This window comes from Neorhizobium huautlense, assembly GCF_030811685.1.
In the GTDB taxonomy this organism is placed as follows: Bacteria; Pseudomonadota; Alphaproteobacteria; order Rhizobiales; family Rhizobiaceae; genus Neorhizobium; species Neorhizobium huautlense_A.
Window position 1 is genome coordinate 49,167 of record NZ_JAUSRF010000010.1, and the last position, 20,073, is coordinate 69,239.

Annotated in this window: 20 protein-coding genes; 14 read left to right on the forward strand and 6 right to left on the reverse strand. The window is 60.1% G+C overall.

All coding sequences use genetic code 11. The annotated features are described in order from the left end of the window. Positions 1 to 28 precede the first annotated feature (28 nt). From ccoG to J2T09_RS15655, 8 genes are all read left to right on the forward strand, one after another. Positions 29 to 1,627, forward strand: a complete 1,599-nt coding sequence (gene ccoG / locus J2T09_RS15620) for a cytochrome c oxidase accessory protein CcoG (protein ID WP_306836266.1) — start codon at positions 29 to 31, stop codon at positions 1,625 to 1,627. Further along, a complete protein-coding gene (locus J2T09_RS15625; RefSeq protein WP_306836268.1) occupies positions 1,624 to 2,115 on the forward strand; it encodes a FixH family protein in 492 nt (163 codons plus the stop codon). The genes ccoG and J2T09_RS15625 overlap by 4 nt, the downstream gene beginning before the upstream one ends. Further along, positions 2,112 to 4,400: a cation-translocating P-type ATPase gene (locus J2T09_RS15630; protein WP_306836270.1), complete on the forward strand. Its 2,289-nt coding sequence runs from the start codon at positions 2,112 to 2,114 to the stop codon at positions 4,398 to 4,400. Before J2T09_RS15625 ends, J2T09_RS15630 begins: the two co-directional genes overlap by 4 nt. Next, entirely contained in the window at positions 4,397 to 4,549 is a 153-nt protein-coding gene (gene ccoS / locus J2T09_RS15635; protein WP_306836272.1) for a cbb3-type cytochrome oxidase assembly protein CcoS, read from the forward strand. The genes J2T09_RS15630 and ccoS overlap by 4 nt, the downstream gene beginning before the upstream one ends. 151 nt (positions 4,550 to 4,700) lie before the next feature. Next, entirely contained in the window at positions 4,701 to 5,612 is a 912-nt protein-coding gene (gene osmF, locus J2T09_RS15640; protein ID WP_306836274.1) for a glycine betaine ABC transporter substrate-binding protein OsmF, read from the forward strand. 36 nt (positions 5,613 to 5,648) lie between these two features. After that, complete coding sequence (locus J2T09_RS15645; protein WP_306836276.1) at positions 5,649 to 6,827, forward strand: ABC transporter permease; 1,179 nt, start codon at positions 5,649 to 5,651, stop codon at positions 6,825 to 6,827. Further along, complete coding sequence (locus J2T09_RS15650; protein ID WP_306836278.1) at positions 6,824 to 7,759, forward strand: ABC transporter ATP-binding protein; 936 nt, start codon at positions 6,824 to 6,826, stop codon at positions 7,757 to 7,759. The genes J2T09_RS15645 and J2T09_RS15650 overlap by 4 nt, the downstream gene beginning before the upstream one ends. Then, positions 7,756 to 8,508 (forward strand): ABC transporter permease, encoded by a 753-nt coding sequence (locus J2T09_RS15655; protein WP_306836280.1) that lies wholly within the window; start codon positions 7,756 to 7,758, stop codon positions 8,506 to 8,508. The genes J2T09_RS15650 and J2T09_RS15655 overlap by 4 nt, the downstream gene beginning before the upstream one ends. 74 nt (positions 8,509 to 8,582) lie before the next feature. On the opposite strand, the gene J2T09_RS15660 is transcribed toward J2T09_RS15655, so the two are convergent. Then, positions 8,583 to 9,689, reverse strand: coding sequence for a DUF475 domain-containing protein (locus J2T09_RS15660; RefSeq protein WP_306836282.1), 1,107 nt, complete (start codon positions 9,687 to 9,689; stop codon positions 8,583 to 8,585). A gap of 400 nt (positions 9,690 to 10,089) precedes the next feature. Between J2T09_RS15660 and rbfA the strand changes: the two genes are divergently transcribed. The 6 genes from rbfA (at position 10,090) to J2T09_RS15690 (ending at position 16,595) form a co-directional block, all read left to right on the forward strand. Next, on the forward strand, positions 10,090 to 10,503 hold the full coding sequence (gene rbfA / locus J2T09_RS15665) for a 30S ribosome-binding factor RbfA (RefSeq protein ID WP_306836284.1): 414 nt from the start codon (positions 10,090 to 10,092) through the stop codon (positions 10,501 to 10,503). Positions 10,504 to 10,509: 6 nt separating this feature from the next. Further along, positions 10,510 to 11,439 carry a tRNA pseudouridine(55) synthase TruB gene (gene truB / locus J2T09_RS15670; RefSeq protein WP_306836286.1) on the forward strand — a complete coding sequence of 310 codons (930 nt, stop codon included), beginning with the start codon at positions 10,510 to 10,512 and terminating at the stop codon, positions 11,437 to 11,439. A 171-nt stretch (positions 11,440 to 11,610) separates the two neighbouring features. Continuing rightward, entirely contained in the window at positions 11,611 to 11,880 is a 270-nt protein-coding gene (rpsO, locus tag J2T09_RS15675; RefSeq protein ID WP_112729456.1) for a 30S ribosomal protein S15, read from the forward strand. Between the two features lie 326 nt (positions 11,881 to 12,206). Then, positions 12,207 to 14,339: a polyribonucleotide nucleotidyltransferase gene (pnp, locus tag J2T09_RS15680; RefSeq protein ID WP_306836289.1), complete on the forward strand. Its 2,133-nt coding sequence runs from the start codon at positions 12,207 to 12,209 to the stop codon at positions 14,337 to 14,339. Between the two features lie 104 nt (positions 14,340 to 14,443). Further along, complete coding sequence (locus tag J2T09_RS15685; protein ID WP_306836292.1) at positions 14,444 to 15,451, forward strand: class I SAM-dependent methyltransferase; 1,008 nt, start codon at positions 14,444 to 14,446, stop codon at positions 15,449 to 15,451. Between the two features lie 88 nt (positions 15,452 to 15,539). Next, on the forward strand, positions 15,540 to 16,595 hold the full coding sequence (locus tag J2T09_RS15690) for an endonuclease/exonuclease/phosphatase family protein (protein WP_306836296.1): 1,056 nt from the start codon (positions 15,540 to 15,542) through the stop codon (positions 16,593 to 16,595). 42 nt (positions 16,596 to 16,637) lie between these two features. Here the strand turns inward: J2T09_RS15690 and J2T09_RS15695 are convergent, their stop codons facing one another. The 5 genes from J2T09_RS15695 to fabA all read right to left on the reverse strand — a co-directional run bounded on the left by J2T09_RS15695 (position 16,638) and on the right by fabA (position 19,930). After that, entirely contained in the window at positions 16,638 to 17,033 is a 396-nt protein-coding gene (locus J2T09_RS15695; protein WP_306836298.1) for a type II toxin-antitoxin system HicB family antitoxin, read from the reverse strand. Positions 17,034 to 17,042: 9 nt separating this feature from the next. Next, positions 17,043 to 17,225 (reverse strand): type II toxin-antitoxin system HicA family toxin, encoded by a 183-nt coding sequence (locus tag J2T09_RS15700; RefSeq protein WP_306836300.1) that lies wholly within the window; start codon positions 17,223 to 17,225, stop codon positions 17,043 to 17,045. A 105-nt stretch (positions 17,226 to 17,330) separates the two neighbouring features. After that, positions 17,331 to 18,137, reverse strand: a complete 807-nt coding sequence (gene fabI / locus J2T09_RS15705) for an enoyl-ACP reductase FabI (protein WP_306836302.1) — start codon at positions 18,135 to 18,137, stop codon at positions 17,331 to 17,333. Between the two features lie 6 nt (positions 18,138 to 18,143). After that, entirely contained in the window at positions 18,144 to 19,367 is a 1,224-nt protein-coding gene (fabB, locus tag J2T09_RS15710) for a beta-ketoacyl-ACP synthase I (RefSeq protein WP_306836306.1), read from the reverse strand. Positions 19,368 to 19,414: 47 nt separating this feature from the next. Continuing rightward, positions 19,415 to 19,930 carry a 3-hydroxyacyl-[acyl-carrier-protein] dehydratase FabA gene (gene fabA, locus J2T09_RS15715; protein ID WP_306836308.1) on the reverse strand — a complete coding sequence of 172 codons (516 nt, stop codon included), beginning with the start codon at positions 19,928 to 19,930 and terminating at the stop codon, positions 19,415 to 19,417. Positions 19,931 to 20,073: the final 143 nt, after the last annotated feature.

The following is a 20,073-nucleotide window of genomic DNA, read 5'->3' on the forward strand; positions in this document are numbered from 1 at the left end:
AAGGGCGGAACAGGAAGTGGATCGTCCCATGAATCTCTATACGGCCAATCACCTCCAGCCCGCTGGCGGAGCGAGAATATCCGGAAACGGTGCAGGAGGTGGTACCGGTTCGGCTCCTCCCTCCGAGCCGCTCTACGAAAAGCGCCAGAAAATCTTTCCCAAAAGCGTGAAGGGCCGTTTCCGACGCTTCAAGTGGCTGTTCATGGTCGTGGCGCTGGCCATCTATTACCTGACGCCGTGGATCCGCTGGGATCGCGGTCCGCACGCCCCGGATCAGGCAGTGCTGATCGACCTGTCAGCGCGACGCTTCTATTTTTTCTTCATCGAAATCTGGCCGCAGGAATTCTTCTTCGTTGCCGGCCTGTTGCTGATGGCGGGTCTTGGCCTGTTCCTGCTCACCTCGGCGGTCGGGCGAGCCTGGTGCGGGTATGCCTGTCCCCAGACGGTCTGGGTTGATCTCTTCCTGGCCGTCGAACGTTTCATTGATGGAGATCGCAATGCCCAGATCAAGCTCAATGCCAGTCCGTGGACTTTTGCCAAGATCTCGAAGCGAGTGAGCAAACATGCGATCTGGCTGCTGATCGCCGTTCTCACCGGCGGCGCGTGGATTTTCTATTTCGCCGATGCGCCAGGCCTCGCCTTCGATTTCGTCACCGGTCAGGCGGCACTGGTCGCCTATTCCACCGTCGCCATCCTGACTGCCACGACCTATATCCTCGGTGGATTGATGCGCGAGCAGGTCTGCATCTACATGTGTCCGTGGCCGCGCATCCAAGGCGCCATGCTCGACGAACATTCGCTCGTCGTCACCTATAACGACTGGCGTGGCGAGCCACGCAGTCGCCATGCCAAAAAAGCAGCGGCAGCCGGCCAGCCGGTCGGTGATTGTGTCGACTGTGATGCCTGCGTCGCAGTCTGTCCCATGGGTATCGATATCCGCGATGGCCAGCAGATGGCCTGCATCACCTGTGCGCTCTGTATCGATGCCTGCGACAATGTCATGGACAAGCTCGGCAAGCCGCGCGGGCTGATCGCCTATGCCACGCTCGACGAATACGACAGCAACATGGCTGTGGCGACAAATGGCGGACAGACGGTGATCGAACCGGCCCGTGTCCGCAATGCCGATGGCTCTTTCGTGGATCGTATCCGCCAGTTCCGCTGGCAGGTGATCTTCCGCACCCGCACGCTCATCTATTTCGGCATCTGGGCGTTGATCGGTCTTGGCCTCGTCTACGCGCTTCTGGCGCGTGATCGGCTGCAACTCAATGTCGTGCATGATCGCAATCCGCAATTCGTTCTGGAATCGGACGGCTCTATCCGCAACGGTTATACCGTCCGGCTGCTCAACATGGTGCCGGAACCGCGCACCATCATGCTGTCGCTGGATGGCTTGCCGCAGGCGACCATGCGCGTTGTCGGCATCACCGATGTTCCCGGCCAGATCGTCGCCATTCCGGCCGAGCCGGACAAGGCGATGGCCCTGCGTGTCTTTGTGACGCTGCCGCCCGACCGGGATCGAAAGCTGTCGCAGGTTCCGGAATTCCGCTTCGTTGCCGAAGATCGCTCGAGCCACGAGAGCGACACGTATAACGCCACATTCAATCTGCCGGGAGGAAAGAAATGATCCGCGCCGCAAACAAGCCCTTCACCTTTACCGGCTGGCACATGCTGGCGATCATGCTGTCGTTTTTCGGCGTCATCATTTCCGTGAACTTCTTCATGGCCTATCAGGCGGTGAGCAGCTGGAGCGGGTTGGTGGTGAAAAACACCTATGTCGCCAGCCAGCAGTTCAACTCCAAGGTCGCGGCCGAAAGGGCGCTGGCCGCAACCGGTGTGACGGGAAGCCTCACCATTGAAGGCTCAGGCATTCGTTATGAGGTGACCGGGCCCGATGGCGCGGTCAGCGCTGACGAACTGGTTCTGGCCTTTCGCCGCCCGGTCGGCGACGGCCAGGATTTTTCGCTGACGCTTGCGCCGCAGGATGCCGGCATCTTCTCGACCCGGCATGAAGTCCGTCCGGGCCACTGGATCGTGGAAGCGATCGCCACCCGCGACGGTAAGCCGATCCTGCATCAGACACGCCGTATTGCGGTCCATGGGGAACGGTCATGAGTTGCTGTGCGCCTGGAACGGAAGGTGCGCTCGAACTTCTGGGTGCGCTGCCCTCTGCCGAGGAATTGCATCTTTCCGCCCGCGATCTCGGTAATGGCCTGAAACAGACGGATCTCGGCGTGCCGGAAGTCTATTGCGGCGCCTGTATCGCCACGATCGAGAAGGCCCTGCATGAAATGCCGGCCGTCGAACGGGCGCGCGTCAACCTGTCGACCAAGCGTGTGTCTGTGGTGTGGCGCGATAGCGTGAATGGTGAAGCAACGGACCCGGTCGATATCGTCCGCACCCTCATCACCTCGACAGGGTATTCGGCACATCTCTTCAACGATGTGGAAGAAACATCGGATGCTATGAAAGCCAAACTGCTGCGTGGCGTGGCGGTCTGCGGTTTTGCCGCCGCCAATATCATGCTGCTGTCGGTTTCCGTCTGGTCGGGTGCCGATGCCTCGACGCGCGACATGTTCCACTGGATTTCGGCCATGATCGCCGCACCCGCGCTGATCTATGGTGGCCGGTTCTATTACCAGTCGGCCTGGAATGCGGTGCGCCGTGGCCGCACCAATATGGATGTGCCGATCGCGCTCGCCATCACGCTCTCCTATGTCGTGTCCCTGTGGGAAACCATGAACCACGGCCAGCATGCCTGGTTCGATGCGACCGTGTCACTGCTGTTTTTCCTGCTGATCGGCCGCACGCTCGACCATCTCATGCGCGAACGTGCGCGTGCCTCGATCAGCGGTCTTGCACGTCTGTCGCCGCGTGGCGCCATGGTGCTGGGCGCCGATGATAGCCGCGAATATCGGCCGGTGTCCGACATTCGTCCGGGGGATCGCATCGCCATTGCCGCCGGTGATCGTATCCCGGTCGATGGCGTTGTCGAAAGCGGGGCGAGCGATCTCGATGTTTCGATCGTCAACGGCGAAAGCGCGCCGCATCCGGTCTCAGTCGGTGCCGCCGTGCAGGCCGGCATGCTCAGCCTCACCGGCTCGCTGGTGCTGAAGGCGACGGCGGCGGCCCGGGATTCCTTCCTGTCGGAAATCTTGACGCTGATGGAAGCCGCAGAAGGCAGCCGCGCCGGTTATCGCCGACTGGCGGACCGCGTTGCGCAATTCTATTCGCCGGTCGTCCATCTTCTGGCCATTACCGCCTTCCTTGCTTGGGGCATTTTCGGCGGCGATTGGAAACATGCGATGCTGATCGCCATAGCCGTGCTGATCATCACCTGCCCCTGTGCGCTTGGCCTCGCAGTGCCGGTCGTGCAGGTCGTTGCCGCCGGCCGCCTGTTCAAAAACGGCATCATGGTCAAGGATGGTTCCGCCATGGAACGTCTCGCCAATGTCGATATGGTCGTGTTCGACAAGACAGGTACGCTGACCATCGGGCGTCCGCGCCTGCTCAATGCGGGTGAGATCGACATGTCCAGTCTTACGCTGGCCGCAGGTCTTGCCGCGCATTCGCGCCATCCGCTGTCTCAGACGCTTTATACGCGCCACACCGGGCCCATACCGTCGATCGACAATGTCGAGGAACGGCCCGGCGAAGGTTTGCAGGGGATCGTTGATGGCCGTTGTTACCGCCTCGGTAGCCGCCGTTTCGCCTGCGGTCTGGATCATGTCGGTGGCGCGGCTTCGTCGGAAGTCGTGTTGTCGGTCGATGGCGCCGAACTGGCGACTTTCCGCTTCGAGGACAGGCTGCGCGCCGGTGCGGAAGCGGCGGTACGCGATCTGCATTCGAGGCACCTGTCCACCGCCATTCTGTCGGGAGACCGGGCAGCCGTGGTCGAGCGTCTGGCAAGGCGTCTGTCACTGGATACATGGCAGGCCGATCTGTCCCCCCGCGACAAGACCAATGCGGTGAGTTCATTTGCCGAAGGTGGTTGCAAGGTGATGATGGTCGGTGACGGCATCAACGACGCGCCGGCCCTGCGCGCCGCCCATGTTTCGATGGCGCCGGCAACGGCCGCCGACATCGGTCGTCAGGCCGCGGATTTCGTCTTCATGCACGAAAGCCTCTCCGCCGTTCCCTTCGCCCACGACATGTCTCGGCGTGCCGGCAGCCTCATCCGCCAGAATTTTGGATTGGCCATCGGCTACAACGTCATTGCCGTGCCGATCGCGCTGGCCGGTTATGCAACGCCTCTGATTGCGGCGGTCGCCATGTCCACCTCGTCGCTGATCGTCGTCGCCAATGCGCTGCGCCTCAATCACATGCGCGCGGGTGAAAAAGAAGCGATCAGGGCGGAGAGTGCCGATCTCGATATTTCGACGGAGGCTCGAACCGCATGAACATGCTGATCTATCTCATTCCGGTGGCACTGTTCCTGGGGGCATTAGGGCTGGGGGCTTTTCTCTGGTCCCTCCGCTCCGGTCAGTATGAGGACCTGGATGGGGCCGCCTGGCGGATCCTGTCCGACGACAAGCCGGAGGATCGCTGAGCCTGGCGATCCTTTTTCGGTTCGGTACGTCAGCGTGCCCTGTTTTTTCTCCTGTTGAGACCTAATTGCAAAACCATGCCGCGACAGCGCCGGTCGGCCGTCGTTGAATGGTCAGCTGCAACACATGGCCTCACAGGGAGAGACAATCGTTATGCGTATGATCACGAAACTTGCCGGAGCCGTTCTCGCAACCTCCCTTGCCTTCAGCCAGGCACAGGCGCAGGTCGTTGTCTCTTCGAAGATCGATACCGAAGGCGGCGTGCTGGGCAATATCATCCTGTCGGTGCTCAATGCCAATGGCATCAAGACCACCGACCGCATCCAGCTTGGTGCCACACCTGTCGTGCGCAAGGCGATCACCGCCGGCGAGATCGATATCTATCCGGAATATACCGGCAATGCCGCCTTCTTTTTCGAAAAGGGCGGTGACGCTGCATGGAACGATGCCGCCAAGGCCTATGAACAGGCCAGGAAGCTCGATTACGATGCCAACAAGATCGTCTGGCTGACACCGTCGCCCGCCAACAACACCTGGGCGATCGCGCTGCGCAAGGATGTGACGGATGCGGGCAAGCTCGTCACCTTGAGCGATTTCGGCAAATATGTCGCTGATGGTGGCACCGTAAAACTTGCGGCATCATCCGAATTCGTCAATTCGGCCGCTGCACTGCCGGCCTTCCAGAAGGCTTATAATTTCACCCTCAAGCCAGATCAGCTGATCACGCTTTCCGGCGGTGACACGGCGGCAACCATTGCCGCCGCCGCCAACCAGACCAGTGGCGCCAATGCGGCCATGGTTTATGGCACCGATGGCGGTATCGCCCCGTCCGGTCTCGTCGTGCTGGAAGACGACAAGGGCGTGCAGCCCGTCTACCAGCCGGCACCGATCATCCGCGAAGCCGTGTTGAAGGAAAACCCGCAGATCGAAACCCTGTTGAAGCCGGTCTTCGAAAAGCTCGATCTCGTCACGCTTCAGGAACTGAACGGCCGCGTCCAGCTTGGCGGTGAGCCGGCCAAGGCCGTCGCCGACGACTTTTTGAAGCAGAACGGTTTCCTGAAGTAAGCCTGAACCTTGGGCAATCATAGAACAGGGGAGCGGATGCGGTTTGGCCTGAACCGGATTGACCGGGTTGGAGTGGTGGTCGCGCTGATTGCTGCCTACGGCCTTGTCGCGCCTTTTGCGCTGTTTCGTGCCAATCGCATCGTGCAGGGGGAGGGCAGGTCGCTGCTCTCTGCCCTGCCGCCTTCGCTCGGCGTCATCCTGCTGGCGTTTTCCGTCATCGCCATCGTGATGGCGCTCCTGCGTTTGCCCCTGTTCGTGAAGCTGCTCACAAGCCTTGTGATGCTGGCCATGCTGGCATTTGCCATCGGCAGTGCTGCCGGGTTCCTCACGCCCGAGGGCAATAATTACGCCCGGGTTTCGCCGGGTTCCGGCTTCTGGCTGCTCGGCGCCGCATTCGCCTTGCTGGCAACGGATTGCCTCGCGCGCCTGCGACCACCACCCTGGGGCCGCATCGCCATTTTAACAGCCACGGTCGCGGCCATCACTTTCGTCCTGACGTCAGGCCTGTGGGATGGCCTGTCGATCATAAAGGAATATTTTTCGCGCGCTGATACGTTCTGGCTGGAGGCCGGGCGGCATGTGACGCTGGCGCTTGGTTCGCTTGCCGTTGCGGCCGTGGTCGGCATCCCGCTGGGCATTCTTTGCCATCGTGTGGAGCCGGTCCGCTCAGCCATCCTCAACCTGCTCAACATTGTCCAGACCATTCCGTCGATCGCCCTGTTCGGCATCCTCATTGGGCCGCTGTCATGGGTGGCGACCAATGTGCCGGGCGCGGCCGATCTCGGCATTCGCGGTGTCGGCATGGCACCGGCCTTCGTGGCGCTGTTTCTCTATTCACTGTTGCCGATGGTGGCCAATACGGTCGGCGGCCTCGCCGGTGTGCCGGCGGAGGCCAATGATGCCGCTCGCGGCGTCGGCATGACGGATCGTCAGAGACTGGCTCAGGTGGAATTGCCGCTTGCCTTTCCGGTTATCCTCACCGGCATTCGCATCGTGCTTGTCCAGAACATAGGGCTTGCCACCATTGCGGCCCTGATCGGCGGCGGCGGTTTTGGTGTTTTCGTGTTCCAGGGGCTCGGCCAGACCGCGATGGATCTTGTTCTCCTCGGCGCCGTTCCGACCGTGACCATGGCTTTCGCCGCAGCCGTCATTCTCGATGCCATCGTCGAACTTGTGGCACCCGCAAACGCAGGCAGGAAGGAAGCGACCGCATGATCGAGATCGACGCAATCAGCAAGGCCTATGGCGATGTCACCGTGGTCGACAATGTGTCGATGACGATAGAGGCGGGGTCGATCACCGTTATCGTCGGCACATCCGGCTCAGGCAAGACGACATTGCTGCGGATGATCAACCGGCTGGTGGAACCAACCAGCGGCTCCATTCGCATCGACGGTGAAGACAATGGTGCGATCGCCCCACATGAACTGCGTCGCCGTATCGGTTACGCCATTCAGGGCCACGGCCTGTTTCCTCACCGCACCGTCGCCGACAATATTGCCACCGTGCCAAAACTGCTGGGCTGGCCGCAGGACCGTATCGATGCTCGTGTCGAGGAACTGCTTAACCTCTTCCAGCTCGATCCGGCGTCGTTCGGCCCACGGTTCCCGCACGAGCTTTCCGGTGGCCAGAGCCAGCGTGTCGGCGTCGCCCGCGCGCTTGCCGCCGAACCGAACCTGCTCCTGATGGATGAGCCTTTTGGCGCGCTCGATCCGGTCATCCGTGCCAAGGCGCAGGATGATCTCCTCGCCATCCAGAAACATTTTGGCACGACCATCATCCTCGTCACCCATGACATGGAAGAGGCTTTTGGTCTGGCCGACAGGATCGCCGTCATGGATGGCGGCCGCCTGCTGCAATATGCGACGCCGTCCGAGATGCTCGCCAGCCCTGCGACGGATTTCGTGGCGTCGTTGATCGGTACGGCGGAGAGACCTTTTCGCTTGCTCGCGCTTAACCCCGTCGAAAGGGCGGTTGAGCCGGGCGCTGCGGAAGGAAAACCGATTTCCGCGGATGCAAGCCAGCGTGATGCCTTGGCGGAACTGCTCTGGTCGGGCCGCCCGGCCTTGCCGGTCACCGGCAAGGATGGTGCTGTTGCCGGGCGGGTCACGGTTGATGGTCTCCTGAAACAGGCGAGGCCGGCATGAGGATTGGACTGCCGTTGCTGATCCGGCTTGTCGTCTTTCTCGCTCTGGCGATCTTTCTTGCCCGGCCGGAATGGTTTGCATCGCTGCTCACACCGCTGACCGAAAACGGTGCGCCACCCGTCTATGTTCAGTCCAGCCTTCTGTCGCTGACGATCTCGCATCTGCTGATGGTCTTTGCGGCGACCATCGCCTCGACCATCGTGGCGGTGGGCCTGGCCATCCTTGTTACACGTGAATCGGGTCGCGAATTCCTGCCTCTGTCGCGTAGCCTAGTGAATATCGGCCAGACCTTTCCGCCGGTGGCGGTTCTGGCTCTGGCCGTCCCCATGCTCGGTTTCGGGACCTGGCCAACGCTGATCGCGCTGTTTCTTTATGGCTTGCTGCCGATCTTCGAAAACACCCTCACGGGCCTCACCACCTTGCCGGGACCAGTCATGGAAGCGGCGCGTGGGACCGGCATGACAGGTTGGCAGCGGCTGATCAAGGTCGAGCTACCGCTGGCATTCCCGCTCATTCTCGGCGGCATCCGCCTGTCGATCGTCATCAGCCTGGCGACGGCGACGATCGGTTCGACGGTGGCGGCGCGCACATTGGGCGAGGTTATCATTGCCGGCCTGCAGTCCAACAATCTCGCCTTCATCCTGCAGGGCGGCGTGGTCGTCGCAGCGCTTGCGGTGCTGATCTACGACAGTCTGCTTCTGGCCGAACGGATTGCCGCGCGAAAATCCGGCCTGAATCGCGCGCCCTGACCCTTCGCCGCAAAAGAAAACCGCCTGTCACGGGTGCGACAGGCGGTTTTCGATTTCAAGCGATGTGTGACAGATCAGGCTTCGCTCGGCTTCACTTCCACCGGGCGGTCCAGCGTACCTGCCTGCTTGTCTTCTTCGACATGGCGGCGATTGTAGCGGATCGAGGACCACAGCGAGATACCGATCAGGGTCGCGCCGCCAAGGCCGGTAATGACTTCCGGAATGTGGAACATCGTCTGCACATACATGATCACCGAGAGGATCAGGATGGCATAGAAGGCGCCGTGTTCCAGATAGCGGTAATGCGTGAGCGTACCCTTTTCCACCAGCATGATCGTCATGGAACGAACATACATGGCGCCGATGCCAAGGCCGATCGCGATGATGAACAGGTTGTGGGTCAGCGCAAACGCGCCGATGACGCCGTCGAAGGAGAAGCTGGCATCCAGCACTTCGAGGTAGATGAACGCGCCGAGGCCGCCCTTGGCTGCCGCCGACATGGTCTGCTGCTGTGCATCCAGCAGGCCGCCGATCACTTCGACGATCAGGAAGGTCACGAGACCGTAGATGGCCGAATAGACAAAGGTATCCGCGTCTTCGCCGCCCAGAATGCGGGAGAACAGCAGGATCAGCAGCAGGACCACGGCGATCTCGATACCCTTGATGCCGGCAAAGCGTGCCATCGGGGTTTCGAGGAACGGAATCCAGTGCACGTCCTTCTCCTGGTTAAAGAAGTAGGACAGGCCCACCATCATCAGGAAGGTGCCGCCGAAGGCGGCGATCGGCAGATGCGCGTCATGCATGATGCGCGAATATTCTTCCGGCTGGCTGGCCGCCAGAACGATGGCTTCGATTGGCCCGATCTGGGCGGCAATCACGACGATCAGCAGCGGGAAGACGATACGCATGCCGAACACGGCAATCAGAATGCCCCAGGTCAGGAAGCGATGCTGCCATTCCGGGGTCATGTCTTTCAGCTTGTTGGCGTTGACGATTGCGTTGTCGAAGGACAGCGAGATTTCCAGCACTGCCAGAACGACGCAGATGAAGAAGATTGTGGCGGTTCCGCCGACCGTGCCGGTCGATTGCCAGCCGAGAACCCCGCCGAGGATCAGGCCGAGTGCGGTGACGATGAAAGCCCAGCGGAAATAGCCGAGCGTTGTGGTGGTGGACTGGCTCATGCACGTGTCCCCCTGGTGGAGTGAACAGGCATGCAGGAGATGGACATGCCGCACGCGGCATCCATCCCGAAAAGATGGGATTGTGTCATGACATTACTAATCCGCCGGCTATTTTGCAGGCGGTACCGACATCGCGAGAGCGCCGTAAAAACTCTCGCCAGAGGGGCCCGGCACCAGGTTTCTTTCGCGGGCTCGGTAATGCGCGCGAAGAGATTTGCGAAAAATCGGCTTTTTTGTGTTTCCCGTCAAGAGGGGCTCCTGTCATCCGGGGAGATGGTCGGCGCCGCGATCTTGACCTTTGCCCGCCAAAAAGGCATGGAGCACGCCTGCCCGCGCCAAACGACGATCTTTCTGATAGGATCAGCATCGAAGCGGACACGAAAAGAAAGAAAAACAACACATGAGCAAAGCAACGTCTTCCGCGCCTTCGCAGCGGATGCTGCGTGTGGGCGAACAGGTACGCGCCGCGATTACGCAGGTTCTCCAGCGTGGTGAAGTGCGCGACGATCTGATCGAAAAGACCGTGATTTCCGTTTCGGAAGTTCGCATGTCGCCGGATCTCAAGATCGCCACCGCTTACGTGACGCCGCTCGGCCTGCCGGACCACGAGGCGGTGATCGAGGCACTCAACCGCAATGCCAAATATATTCGCGGTCGCCTTGGCGGTCAGCTGCGCCAGATGAAATACATGCCCGAAGTGCGTTTCCGCGACGATACCAGCTTCGACAATTACAAGAAGATCGACGAACTCTTGAAATCGCCTGAAGTGCAGCGCGATCTCGGGGCGAAGGCCTCCGGCGACGAGCAAGAATAGAGAAGAATGTCCAAACCGCGTAAACCCAAGGGCCGGCCGGTTTCCGGCTGGCTTATCCTCGACAAGCCCGTCGATTTCGGTTCCACCGAAGCTGTTTCCAAGATCAAGTGGCTGTTCAATGCCCAGAAGGCCGGCCATGCTGGCACGCTCGATCCGCTGGCCTCCGGCATGCTGCCGATTGCGCTCGGCGATGCCACCAAGACAGTGCCTTACGTCATGGATGGTCGCAAGATCTATGAGTTCACCGTCACCTGGGGCGAACAGCGCTCTACGGACGATCTCGAAGGCGACGTGATCGAGAGCTCGGATAAGCGTCCGGCCGAGCAGGACATTCGCGATATCCTGCCGAACTATACCGGTGTCATCAGCCAGATCCCGCCGCAGTTTTCGGCCATCAAGATCGCCGGCGAGCGCGCCTACGATCTCGCCCGCGGTGGTGAGGTGGTCGAAATCCCGTCGCGTGAAGTCGAAATCTTTCGCCTGACATTGCTCGGTGCCGAAGAGAACTGCGCACATTTCGAAGTCGAATGCGGCAAGGGCACCTATGTTCGCGCGCTTGCCCGCGATTTTGGTGTCGATCTCGGTTGCTTCGGTCACATCTCGAACCTGCGCCGCACCTTCGTTGCTCCGTTTGCGGAAGAAAAGATGGTGCCGCTGGCCGAGCTCGTGGCGCTGGAAGCCATCGAGGACCGCGACGAGCGACTGGCAGCTCTGGATGCGCTGATGGTCGATACGGTCGAGGCGTTGTCGGACCTGCCGCATCTGCCGCTCAGTGAAGATCAGGCCTATCGCATCCGCATGGGCAATCCGGTCATCGTGCGTGGGCGTGATGCTCCGCTCGAAGCGCCTGAAGTCTATGCCACATCCAAGGGGCGTCTGGTTGCCATTGGCGATATCGCCCAAGGTGAGTTCCGTCCGAAGCGGGTGTTCGGCTGATAGGCCGCCAGCCTCTTCAAAATGCGGGCCTCTTCCCATTCCATGCCGAATGGTCTATAGGCAGCGCCAGCTAGGTGCCGCCAATTGGCATGTTCCCGGCATTCACGGCCAAGGCTGACCGACATCTCGGCCTTTGGCGACCCTATTCCTCTTCATATAAAGGATCATACGATGTCGATCACTGCAGAGCGTAAGGCCGAACTCATCAAGGAATACGCAACCGTTGAAGGCGACACTGGTTCGCCGGAAGTACAGGTTGCGATCCTCACCGAGCGCATCACCAACCTGACCGAACACTTCAAGGGCCACAAGAAGGACAACCACTCCCGTCGTGGCCTTCTGACCATGGTTTCCACGCGCCGTTCGCTTCTTGACTACGTCAAGAAGAAGGATGAAGCCCGTTACACCAAGCTGATCACCAGCCTGGGTATCCGTCGCTAAGACCTTTTCCGGCGGGCGCTCCTTAGCGGAGTGTCCGCCGGACCTGTTTCCGGGCTTTGCCCGATCATTGCCTGTCGCGTTCATGATGTGCGCGAAAACTGTCGGCGAAACCGGATGGCCGGTTTGCCAGATCAACCCCGACCTGTCATGGGGCAGGATTGCCGGATGCTTTGTTGGCCGAGATTTTTGATAAATCTTGGCCAATGTCTCCCTTCAAGAGGGATAGGAGCTTCTCGTTGTCTTGCCCGTGATGTGTCACATCTGCGGTCGATTGTGCCGGCGCCCTTAAACGGGTTCACGTCATTCCCGCATTGAAGGACAACTTGATGTTCAATACCCACTCTGTTGAAATCGAATGGGCTGGCCGCCCGCTGAAGCTGGAAACGGGCAAGATCGCCCGCCAGGCAGACGGCGCCGTCCTCGCGACCTACGGTGAAACCGTCGTTCTCGCCACCGTTGTTTCGGCCAAGTCGCCGAAGCCGGGCCAGGACTTCTTCCCGCTGACCGTCAACTACCAGGAAAAGACCTACGCTGCCGGCAAGATCCCGGGTGGCTATTTCAAGCGCGAAGGCCGTCCGTCGGAAAACGAAACCCTGGTTTCGCGCCTGATCGACCGTCCGATCCGCCCGCTCTTCCCGGAAGGCTACAAGAACGACACCCAGGTCGTCGTCACCGTCGTCCAGCATGACCTCGAGAACAACCCGGACATCCTGTCCATGGTTGCCACCTCGGCCGCCCTGACGCTCTCGGGCGTTCCGTTCATGGGCCCGATCGGCGGCGCCCGCGTCGGTTACATCAACGGCGAATACGTTCTGAACCCGCATCTCGACGAGATGGACGAGTCGGTTCTCGACCTCGTTGTTGCCGGCACCCAGGACGCCGTCCTGATGGTTGAATCGGAAGCCAAGGAACTCAACGAAGAGATCATGCTTGGCGCCGTCATGTTCGGCCACAAGGGTTTCCAGCCGGTCATCGACGCGATCATCAAGCTCGCTGAAGTTGCTGCCAAGGAACCGCGTGATTTCCAGCCGGAAGATCATTCCGAACTCGAAGCCGATATGCTGAAGCATTTCGAAGCCGAGCTTCGCGAAGGCTACAAGATCACCCAGAAGGCTGATCGTTACGCCGCCATCGACGCCGTCAAGGCCAAGGTCAAGGCGCATTATTTCCCGGAAGGCGTCGAGCCGAAGTACACCGCCGAAGTCATCGGCGCGATCTTCAAGCACCTTCAGGCCAAGATCGTTCGCTGGAACATCCTCGACACCAAGAGCCGTATCGACGGCCGTGATCTGTCGACCGTTCGCGCGATCACCTCGGAAGTCGGCATCCTGCCGCGTACCCACGGTTCGTCGCTGTTCACCCGTGGTGAAACGCAGGCGATCGTTGTTGCCACGCTCGGCACCGGCGAAGACGAACAGTACGTCGACAGCCTCACCGGCATGTACAAGGAGCGCTTCCTGCTCCATTACAACTTCCCTCCCTACTCGGTTGGCGAAACTGGCCGCATGGGTTCCCCGGGTCGTCGCGAAATCGGTCACGGCAAGCTCGCATGGCGCGCTATCCGTCCGATGCTGCCTTCGGCTGAGCAGTTCCCCTACACGCTGCGCGTCGTTTCCGAGATCACCGAGTCGAACGGCTCGTCCTCGATGGCAACCGTCTGCGGCACTTCGCTTGCTCTGATGGATGCCGGCGTTCCGCTCGCAAAGCCGGTTGCCGGCATTGCCATGGGTCTGATCCTCGAAGGTGAACGCTTTGCCGTTCTCTCCGACATTCTCGGCGATGAAGACCACCTCGGCGACATGGACTTCAAGGTAGCCGGCACTGCCGATGGCATCACCTCGCTGCAGATGGATATCAAGATCGCCGGTATCACCGAAGAGATCATGAAGGTCGCTCTTGCCCAGGCACAGGGCGGTCGTACCCACATCCTCGGCGAAATGGCCAACGCCATCTCCGAAGGCCGTTCGCAGCTCGGCGAATTCGCACCGCGCATCGAAGTCATGAACATCCCGGTCGACAAGATCCGTGAAGTCATCGGTTCGGGCGGCAAGGTCATCCGCGAAATCGTCGAAAAGACCGGCGCCAAGATCAACATCGAAGACGACGGCACCGTGAAGATCGCATCTTCCTCGGGCAAGGAAATCGAAGCGGCCCGCAAGTGGATCCATTCCATCGTTGCCGAGCCGGAAGTCGGCGTGATCTACGAAGGCACCGTTGTGAAGACCGCCGATTTCGGCGCCTTCGTCAACTTCTTCGGCGCCCGCGACGGTCTGGTCCACATCTCGCAGCTCGCTTCCGAGCGCGTTGCTAAGACCTCCGACATCGTCAAGGAAGGCGACAAGGTCTGGGTCAAGCTGATGGGCTTCGATGAGCGCGGCAAGGTTCGCCTGTCGATGAAGGTCGTCGACCAGGCTACCGGCCAGGAAATCAAGAAGGCCGAAGGCGAAGCAGCCGAATAAGCTTTCGTCTATCGAGAGATCGAGGCGCGGAAGCTCTGTCTTCCGCGCCTTTTCTTTATCCGTTCAAGAAACAAAACCGCTCCCAATTCCCAAGGTCCGACATCATGAGCCGAGACGCCCTCAAGACGCTTTTCCATCCCTTTGCCACCGATGCGGTGCCGATGCCGGGCGAGGGCGAGCGTGTGCTCTTCCTTGGCGCCGAGGCCGGCCATGCCAAGCCTTCGGACTTTCTGGGCGATATCACTGCCGTGCAGCCGTTCCGTCCGCTGTTTCGCGCGCTGGGCGACAACGCCTTCCCGGAAGCTGACGGTGATGATTACGATTTCGGCCTCGTGCTTTGCGGCAAGCACCGCGGCGAAAATGAAAACCGCGTTGCCGAGGTTCTGGCCCGTGTAAAAGTCGGCGGCATCGTTGTGATCGCCGGTGGCAAGGAAGATGGCATCCAGTCGCTCCGCACGACGCTGCTGAAGCTCGGTATCATTCTCGACTACGCGCCAAAATATCACGGCGTCGCCATCTGGTTCGGTCGTCCTGAGGATGCGTCCTCCAGCATCAAGGCGCTGCGCAAGACCGCAGGCATGGTCGAGGGACGCTTTGAGACCATTCCTGGCATCTTCTCCCATGATCACGTCGATCCGGGCTCAGAGCTTCTCGCAAGCCGCCTGCCGACCGATTTCGACGGCAATGCTGCGGACTTCGGCGCAGGCTGGGGTTACCTCTCCGTCATGCTGGCCGAAAAGTCACGCCGCACCAACCGTATCGACCTCTTCGAGGCCGATTGGCAGGCGCTGGAATTCGCCAAGCGCAACGTCGCCGGCAATTGCCCGGATCTCGCCACCCGTTTCTTCTGGCAGGATCTGGGGGCAGAGCCACCGAAGGAAAAATACGACCTCGTCATCATGAACCCGCCTTTCCATGAGGCGCAGGCGGCCGATCCCGAGCTTGGCAAGACGATGATCCGCACGGCAGCCAGTTCGCTGCGCAGCGGTGGCCAGCTGCTGATGGTGGCCAATCGCGGCCTGACCTATGAGCCGGTCCTCGCTGAAGCGTTCAGGGAAAGCGGTGAAACCTGCCGCAATTCGAAATTTAAGGTTCTCTGGGCGAAGAAGTAACCGAGCCCGCCAGCGGCGTCATCATCCTGTAGAAATCCGATCGCACACTTCCCTCCATGGTGGAAAAAACCTTGGAAGGGAACGTGTGATGGCGCTTAAACGGCTGACGATCGGGACTTTTAATCTTCTCAATCTCAATGAACCGGGCTTGCCGATCTATACCGGTGCCGGCTGGACAGAAGAACAGCACGATCGCAAGATCGAATGGACGGCGCGCAACATCAGACAGCTGAAACCGGACGTTTTCGGATTTCAGGAAGTCTGGCACGTCACCTCGCTTGAAAAGGCGCTGACGAAATCCGGTCTTGCCGATGACTACGATCTCATCGTGCCGCCGGATACCGCAGGCAAACGGATCGTCTGTGCTGCCATCGTCCGCAAGGGCCTTCTGACCGGCACGCCGGAATGGATCGTCAATTTTCCGGACAAATTTCGCCTTGAAAGCTCTGGTGACGACCCGCAGACAAAGGCGATCTCCGTATCGATCGACAGTTTCTCCCGCCCCGTCCTGCATTTCACCATCAAGCCGCATGCCGACCATGAAGACGCGCATGTTTATGTCTGCCATTTCAAATCCAAGGCGCCGACACGGATCGATGCCGAGGACTGGTATCGCGACGAAAAGAGCGTCTACAGCAAGCATTCGACGGCAATAGGCGCTGCCATATCGACGATTCGTCGCACGGCCGAGGCTGCGGCATTGCGTTTCCTGCTGACGGATCAGATGAAGGGCAACCGCAAGTCCGTGGTGGTTCTCGGCGATGTCAACGACGGCCAGCTCAGCAATACCGCCAATATCCTGACAGGCCAGCCGCGCTTCCTCGTGGGAGACAGCCTGGGCGGCGGTGATACGGCGCTCTACACGGCGCAGACGCTGCAGGAATATCGCAGCACGCGGGATATCTATTACACCCACATCCATCAGGACATGATGGAATCGCTCGACCACATCTTTGTCAGCGAGGAATTTTACGACAACAGCCGCCGGCGCATCTGGATGTTCGATGGCCTGACCATCAATAACGACCACCTTCATTTTGACGATCACAGGGAAAGCGGGACGAACGACCACGGCATCGTCTGCGCCGCCTTCAAATACAAGCCGATGAAGACGGAAGCCGCGGATATCGTCGGGAAGAGTTGAAGACTTGTCTTCCGCCCGGGATAAGCGTGGATGAGGCCGTTTTCAGGCGGCCTCGATCTCCTTGCGGGCAGCGCTTGCAAGAAAAGCGGAGCGTGTCAGGCCGCGTTCGCGGGCGGCGGCGTCGATCGCATCCAGCATACCCTTTTCGAAGGTCACGTTGGCGCGCACGACGCGCGTGTCGTCCTCGATATAGGGAATGCGCACAAGAAACGCGCCTTTTGCCAGTTCCGCCCTGATATCGTCGCGGGTGGTGATCTCTTCAAAACTGGCGGGTGTCGGCAGGCTGTCGTCTTCGGCCCACAGCCGCAGCGCTTCGATCGCGTTTGCCATCAGGTCGTCCTCATCGTCTGCCGCCGAAAAGACGGATGGAAGATCAGGGAAGCTGACGCCGAAGGCGCTATCCTCATCCTTGTGTACGAGCGCGATGAAATGCTTCATGACCTTCCCTCAAATCCATCCTGCCTGTTTGGCAATTGCCGAAGCGGTGCCCATAGGCAGGTCCTTTTTCGGATGTGGAACGATGATCGTGCGGGAGCCCTTGCGAAACTTGTGATGTGATCCCTTCACGGAGATCAGTTCGAAACCCTCGCGCTTCAGGCGGGCGATGATTTTCTGGCTGTTTCGCTCCATGGGGAGGCTCCAACATTTGACGTGATGGTAATGTCCGCATCCCCAAAACACAAGAGGCGTGTGCATCATGATGCGCACGCCTCTTGTTCTGATATATTTTCGCTCTTACTCGACGTCGGCCTTGCGCAGCTTGTCGAGCGTCGGCAGCGAGGTGATGCTGTAGCCGGCGTCAACGTAATGCACTTCGCCGGTCACGCCACGCGACAGGTCGGACAGCAGATAAAGAGCCGAACCGCCGATGTCTTCGATGGTGGCCGTGCGGCGCAGCGGTGCGTTTTCCTTGTTCCAGGAATAGATCGCACGGGCATCCGAAATGCCGGCACCGGCGAGTGTGCGCACCGGGCCTGCCGAGATCGTGTTGACGCGGATGTCCTGCGGTCCGAAATCAGCTGCCAGATAACGCACGGAGGCTTCCAGAGCCGCCTTGGCAACACCCATGACGTTGTAGTTCGGGATGACACGCTGCGAGCCGTTATAGGTCAGCGTCAGCATCGAACCGCCATTGGTCATCAGCGGTGCCGCGCGTTTGGCGATTTCGGTGAAGGAAAAGCACGAGATCACCATGGTGCGCGAAAAGTTTTCGCGCGTGGTGTCGGCATACTGGCCCTTCAGCTCGTTCTTGTCGGAAAAGCCGATGGCGTGGACGATGAAATCGAACGAACCCCAGCGCTCCTTGATGGCGTCGAAGGTCGCATCGACGGATGCGATATCTTCCACGTCACACGGGATGACGAAGTCTGAACCGACTTCGGCAGCCAGCGGCTTCACACGCTTGCCCAGCGCATCACCCTGATAGGTGAAGGCCAGTTCTGCGCCCTGTGCAGCGACCGCCTTGGCGATGCCCCAGGCGATGGAGTGGTTGTTCGCGACGCCCATGATGAGGCCGCGCTTGCCCTGCATGATACCGGTCATGGGCGATTATCCGTTATAGCGCTGGAAAACGAGCGTGGCGTTGGTGCCGCCGAACCCGAAGGAGTTGGAAAGAACGGTGTCGATCTTGGCATTGTCGATGCGGCTGCGCACGATCGGAACGCCGTCGAATTCCGGATCCAGATTCTGGATATGAGCGCTTTCGCCGATAAAGCCGGCCTGCATCATCAGAAGGCCGTAGATCGATTCCTGCACGCCGGCAGCGCCGAGCGAGTGACCGGTCAGCGACTTGGTCGACTGGATATGCGGGATATTGTCACCGAAGACGGTGCGGATCGCGCCGATTTCCTTCGAATCGCCCACCGGCGTCGAGGTGCCGTGGGTGTTGATGTAGTCGACTTCGCCCTTCACGGTGGACAGCGCCTGGCGCATGCAGCGGATCGCGCCTTCGCCCGACGGGGCGACCATGTCGTAGCCGTCCGAGGTTGCGCCGTAACCGGTGATTTCCGCGTAGATCTTGGCGCCACGGGCTTTGGCATGTTCCAGTTCTTCGAGAACCAGAACGCCTGCGCCGCCGGCGATGACAAAACCGTCGCGATCAACGTCATAGGCGCGCGAAGCGCTCGGTGCGTTGTCGTTGTATTTCGAGGACATGGCGCCCATGGCGTCGAACAGGTTCGACATGGTCCAGTCGAGATCCTCGTGGCCGCCGGCGAACATGATGTCCTGCTTGCCCCACTGGATCATTTCTGCGGCATTGCCGATGCAATGTGCCGAGGTCGAGCAGGCCGAGGAGATCGAATAGTTGACGCCGTGGATCTTGAACCAGGTGGCGAGTGTGGCGGACGCCGTCGAGGACATTGCCTTCGGCACGGCAAACGGGCCGATGCGCTTCGGGCTGTTGTTCTTGATGGTGATGTCGGCAGCTTCGATCAGCGTGCGGGTGGAAGGACCGCCCGAACCCATGATGATGCCGGCACGCTCGTTTTCGGCGTAATCCTTCTCTTCCAGACCGCTGTCGGCCAGCGCCTGCTTCATCGCAACGTGGTTCCAGGCGCCGCCCTGAGACAGGAAGCGCATGGCGCGGCGATCGACGAGATCCGTCGTATCGATGTTCGGCTTGCCCCAGACCTGGCACTTGAAACCGTGCTCGGCAAAATCGGAGGAAAAGGAAATGCCGGACTTTGCCTGACGCAGGGATTCGGTGACTTCGCCAGCATCGTTACCGATCGAGGAAACGATCCCCAGGCCCGTGACTACTACCCGTCTCATGTGATCAAACCTTTGTTGTTTTCGTCGACCGCTTATCAAGAAGCGGTTCAGGCCGTCTTGTCTTTGGACAGACCGACGCGCAGGTCGGTTGCCTGATAAATGGTTTCGCCATCGGCCTTCAGCCAGCCGTCGGCAGTGCCGAGCACGAGGCGGCCCTTCATGACGCGCTTGAAGTCGATGCCGAATTCAAGAAGTTTGGTGGTCGGGCGGATCATGCCCTTGAACTTTACCTCGCCGGTGGAAAGCGCCATGCCGCGACCTTCTTCACCCAGCCAGCCGAGGAAGAAGCCGGTCAACTGCCACATGCCGTCCAGACCAAGGCAGCCCGGCATGATCGGGTTGCCTTCGAAATGGCAGGGGAAATACCAGTCGTCGGGCTTCACGTCGTATTCAGCACGGATGTAACCCTTGTCGAAGGCGCCGCCGGTTTCGGAAATGTCCGTGATGCGGTGGACCATCAGCATGGGCGGCAGCGGCAGTTGCGCGTTACCGGGTCCGAAGAGGTCACCGTGTGCGCAGGTGAGGATTTCTTCGTAGCTATAGCTGGACTGTCTGGTTGCCATCAGGATTATCCATTACTCCGTCTGTCTCGGCCATCCGAAGCTATAGAGCAGGATCGGCACAAAATTAAGAGAGCTGACCCGATCCGCTTGTCGCCGATCAATCGGGCCTGCCCCATTCGATCACGAGGGCATATAGGAAGCGA

Bases quoted from the DNA above. Each gene is read 5' to 3' on its own strand.
- ccoG (WP_306836266.1), top strand. From the start codon at position 29: ATGAATCTCTATACGGCCAATCACCTCCAGCCCGCTGGCGGAGCGAGA.
- J2T09_RS15625 (WP_306836268.1), top strand. From the start codon at position 1,624: ATGATCCGCGCCGCAAACAAGCCCTTCACCTTTACCGGCTGGCACATG.
- J2T09_RS15630 (WP_306836270.1), top strand. From the start codon at position 2,112: ATGAGTTGCTGTGCGCCTGGAACGGAAGGTGCGCTCGAACTTCTGGGT.
- ccoS (WP_306836272.1), top strand. From the start codon at position 4,397: ATGAACATGCTGATCTATCTCATTCCGGTGGCACTGTTCCTGGGGGCA.
- osmF (WP_306836274.1), top strand. From the start codon at position 4,701: ATGCGTATGATCACGAAACTTGCCGGAGCCGTTCTCGCAACCTCCCTT.
- J2T09_RS15645 (WP_306836276.1), top strand. From the start codon at position 5,649: ATGCGGTTTGGCCTGAACCGGATTGACCGGGTTGGAGTGGTGGTCGCG.
- J2T09_RS15650 (WP_306836278.1), top strand. From the start codon at position 6,824: ATGATCGAGATCGACGCAATCAGCAAGGCCTATGGCGATGTCACCGTG.
- J2T09_RS15655 (WP_306836280.1), top strand. From the start codon at position 7,756: ATGAGGATTGGACTGCCGTTGCTGATCCGGCTTGTCGTCTTTCTCGCT.
- J2T09_RS15660 (WP_306836282.1), bottom strand. From the start codon at position 9,689: ATGAGCCAGTCCACCACCACAACGCTCGGCTATTTCCGCTGGGCTTTC.
- rbfA (WP_306836284.1), top strand. From the start codon at position 10,090: ATGAGCAAAGCAACGTCTTCCGCGCCTTCGCAGCGGATGCTGCGTGTG.
- truB (WP_306836286.1), top strand. From the start codon at position 10,510: ATGTCCAAACCGCGTAAACCCAAGGGCCGGCCGGTTTCCGGCTGGCTT.
- rpsO (WP_112729456.1), top strand. From the start codon at position 11,611: ATGTCGATCACTGCAGAGCGTAAGGCCGAACTCATCAAGGAATACGCA.
- pnp (WP_306836289.1), top strand. From the start codon at position 12,207: ATGTTCAATACCCACTCTGTTGAAATCGAATGGGCTGGCCGCCCGCTG.
- J2T09_RS15685 (WP_306836292.1), top strand. From the start codon at position 14,444: ATGAGCCGAGACGCCCTCAAGACGCTTTTCCATCCCTTTGCCACCGAT.
- J2T09_RS15690 (WP_306836296.1), top strand. From the start codon at position 15,540: ATGGCGCTTAAACGGCTGACGATCGGGACTTTTAATCTTCTCAATCTC.
- J2T09_RS15695 (WP_306836298.1), bottom strand. From the start codon at position 17,033: ATGAAGCATTTCATCGCGCTCGTACACAAGGATGAGGATAGCGCCTTC.
- J2T09_RS15700 (WP_306836300.1), bottom strand. From the start codon at position 17,225: ATGGAGCGAAACAGCCAGAAAATCATCGCCCGCCTGAAGCGCGAGGGT.
- fabI (WP_306836302.1), bottom strand. From the start codon at position 18,137: ATGACCGGTATCATGCAGGGCAAGCGCGGCCTCATCATGGGCGTCGCG.
- fabB (WP_306836306.1), bottom strand. From the start codon at position 19,367: ATGAGACGGGTAGTAGTCACGGGCCTGGGGATCGTTTCCTCGATCGGT.
- fabA (WP_306836308.1), bottom strand. From the start codon at position 19,930: ATGGCAACCAGACAGTCCAGCTATAGCTACGAAGAAATCCTCACCTGC.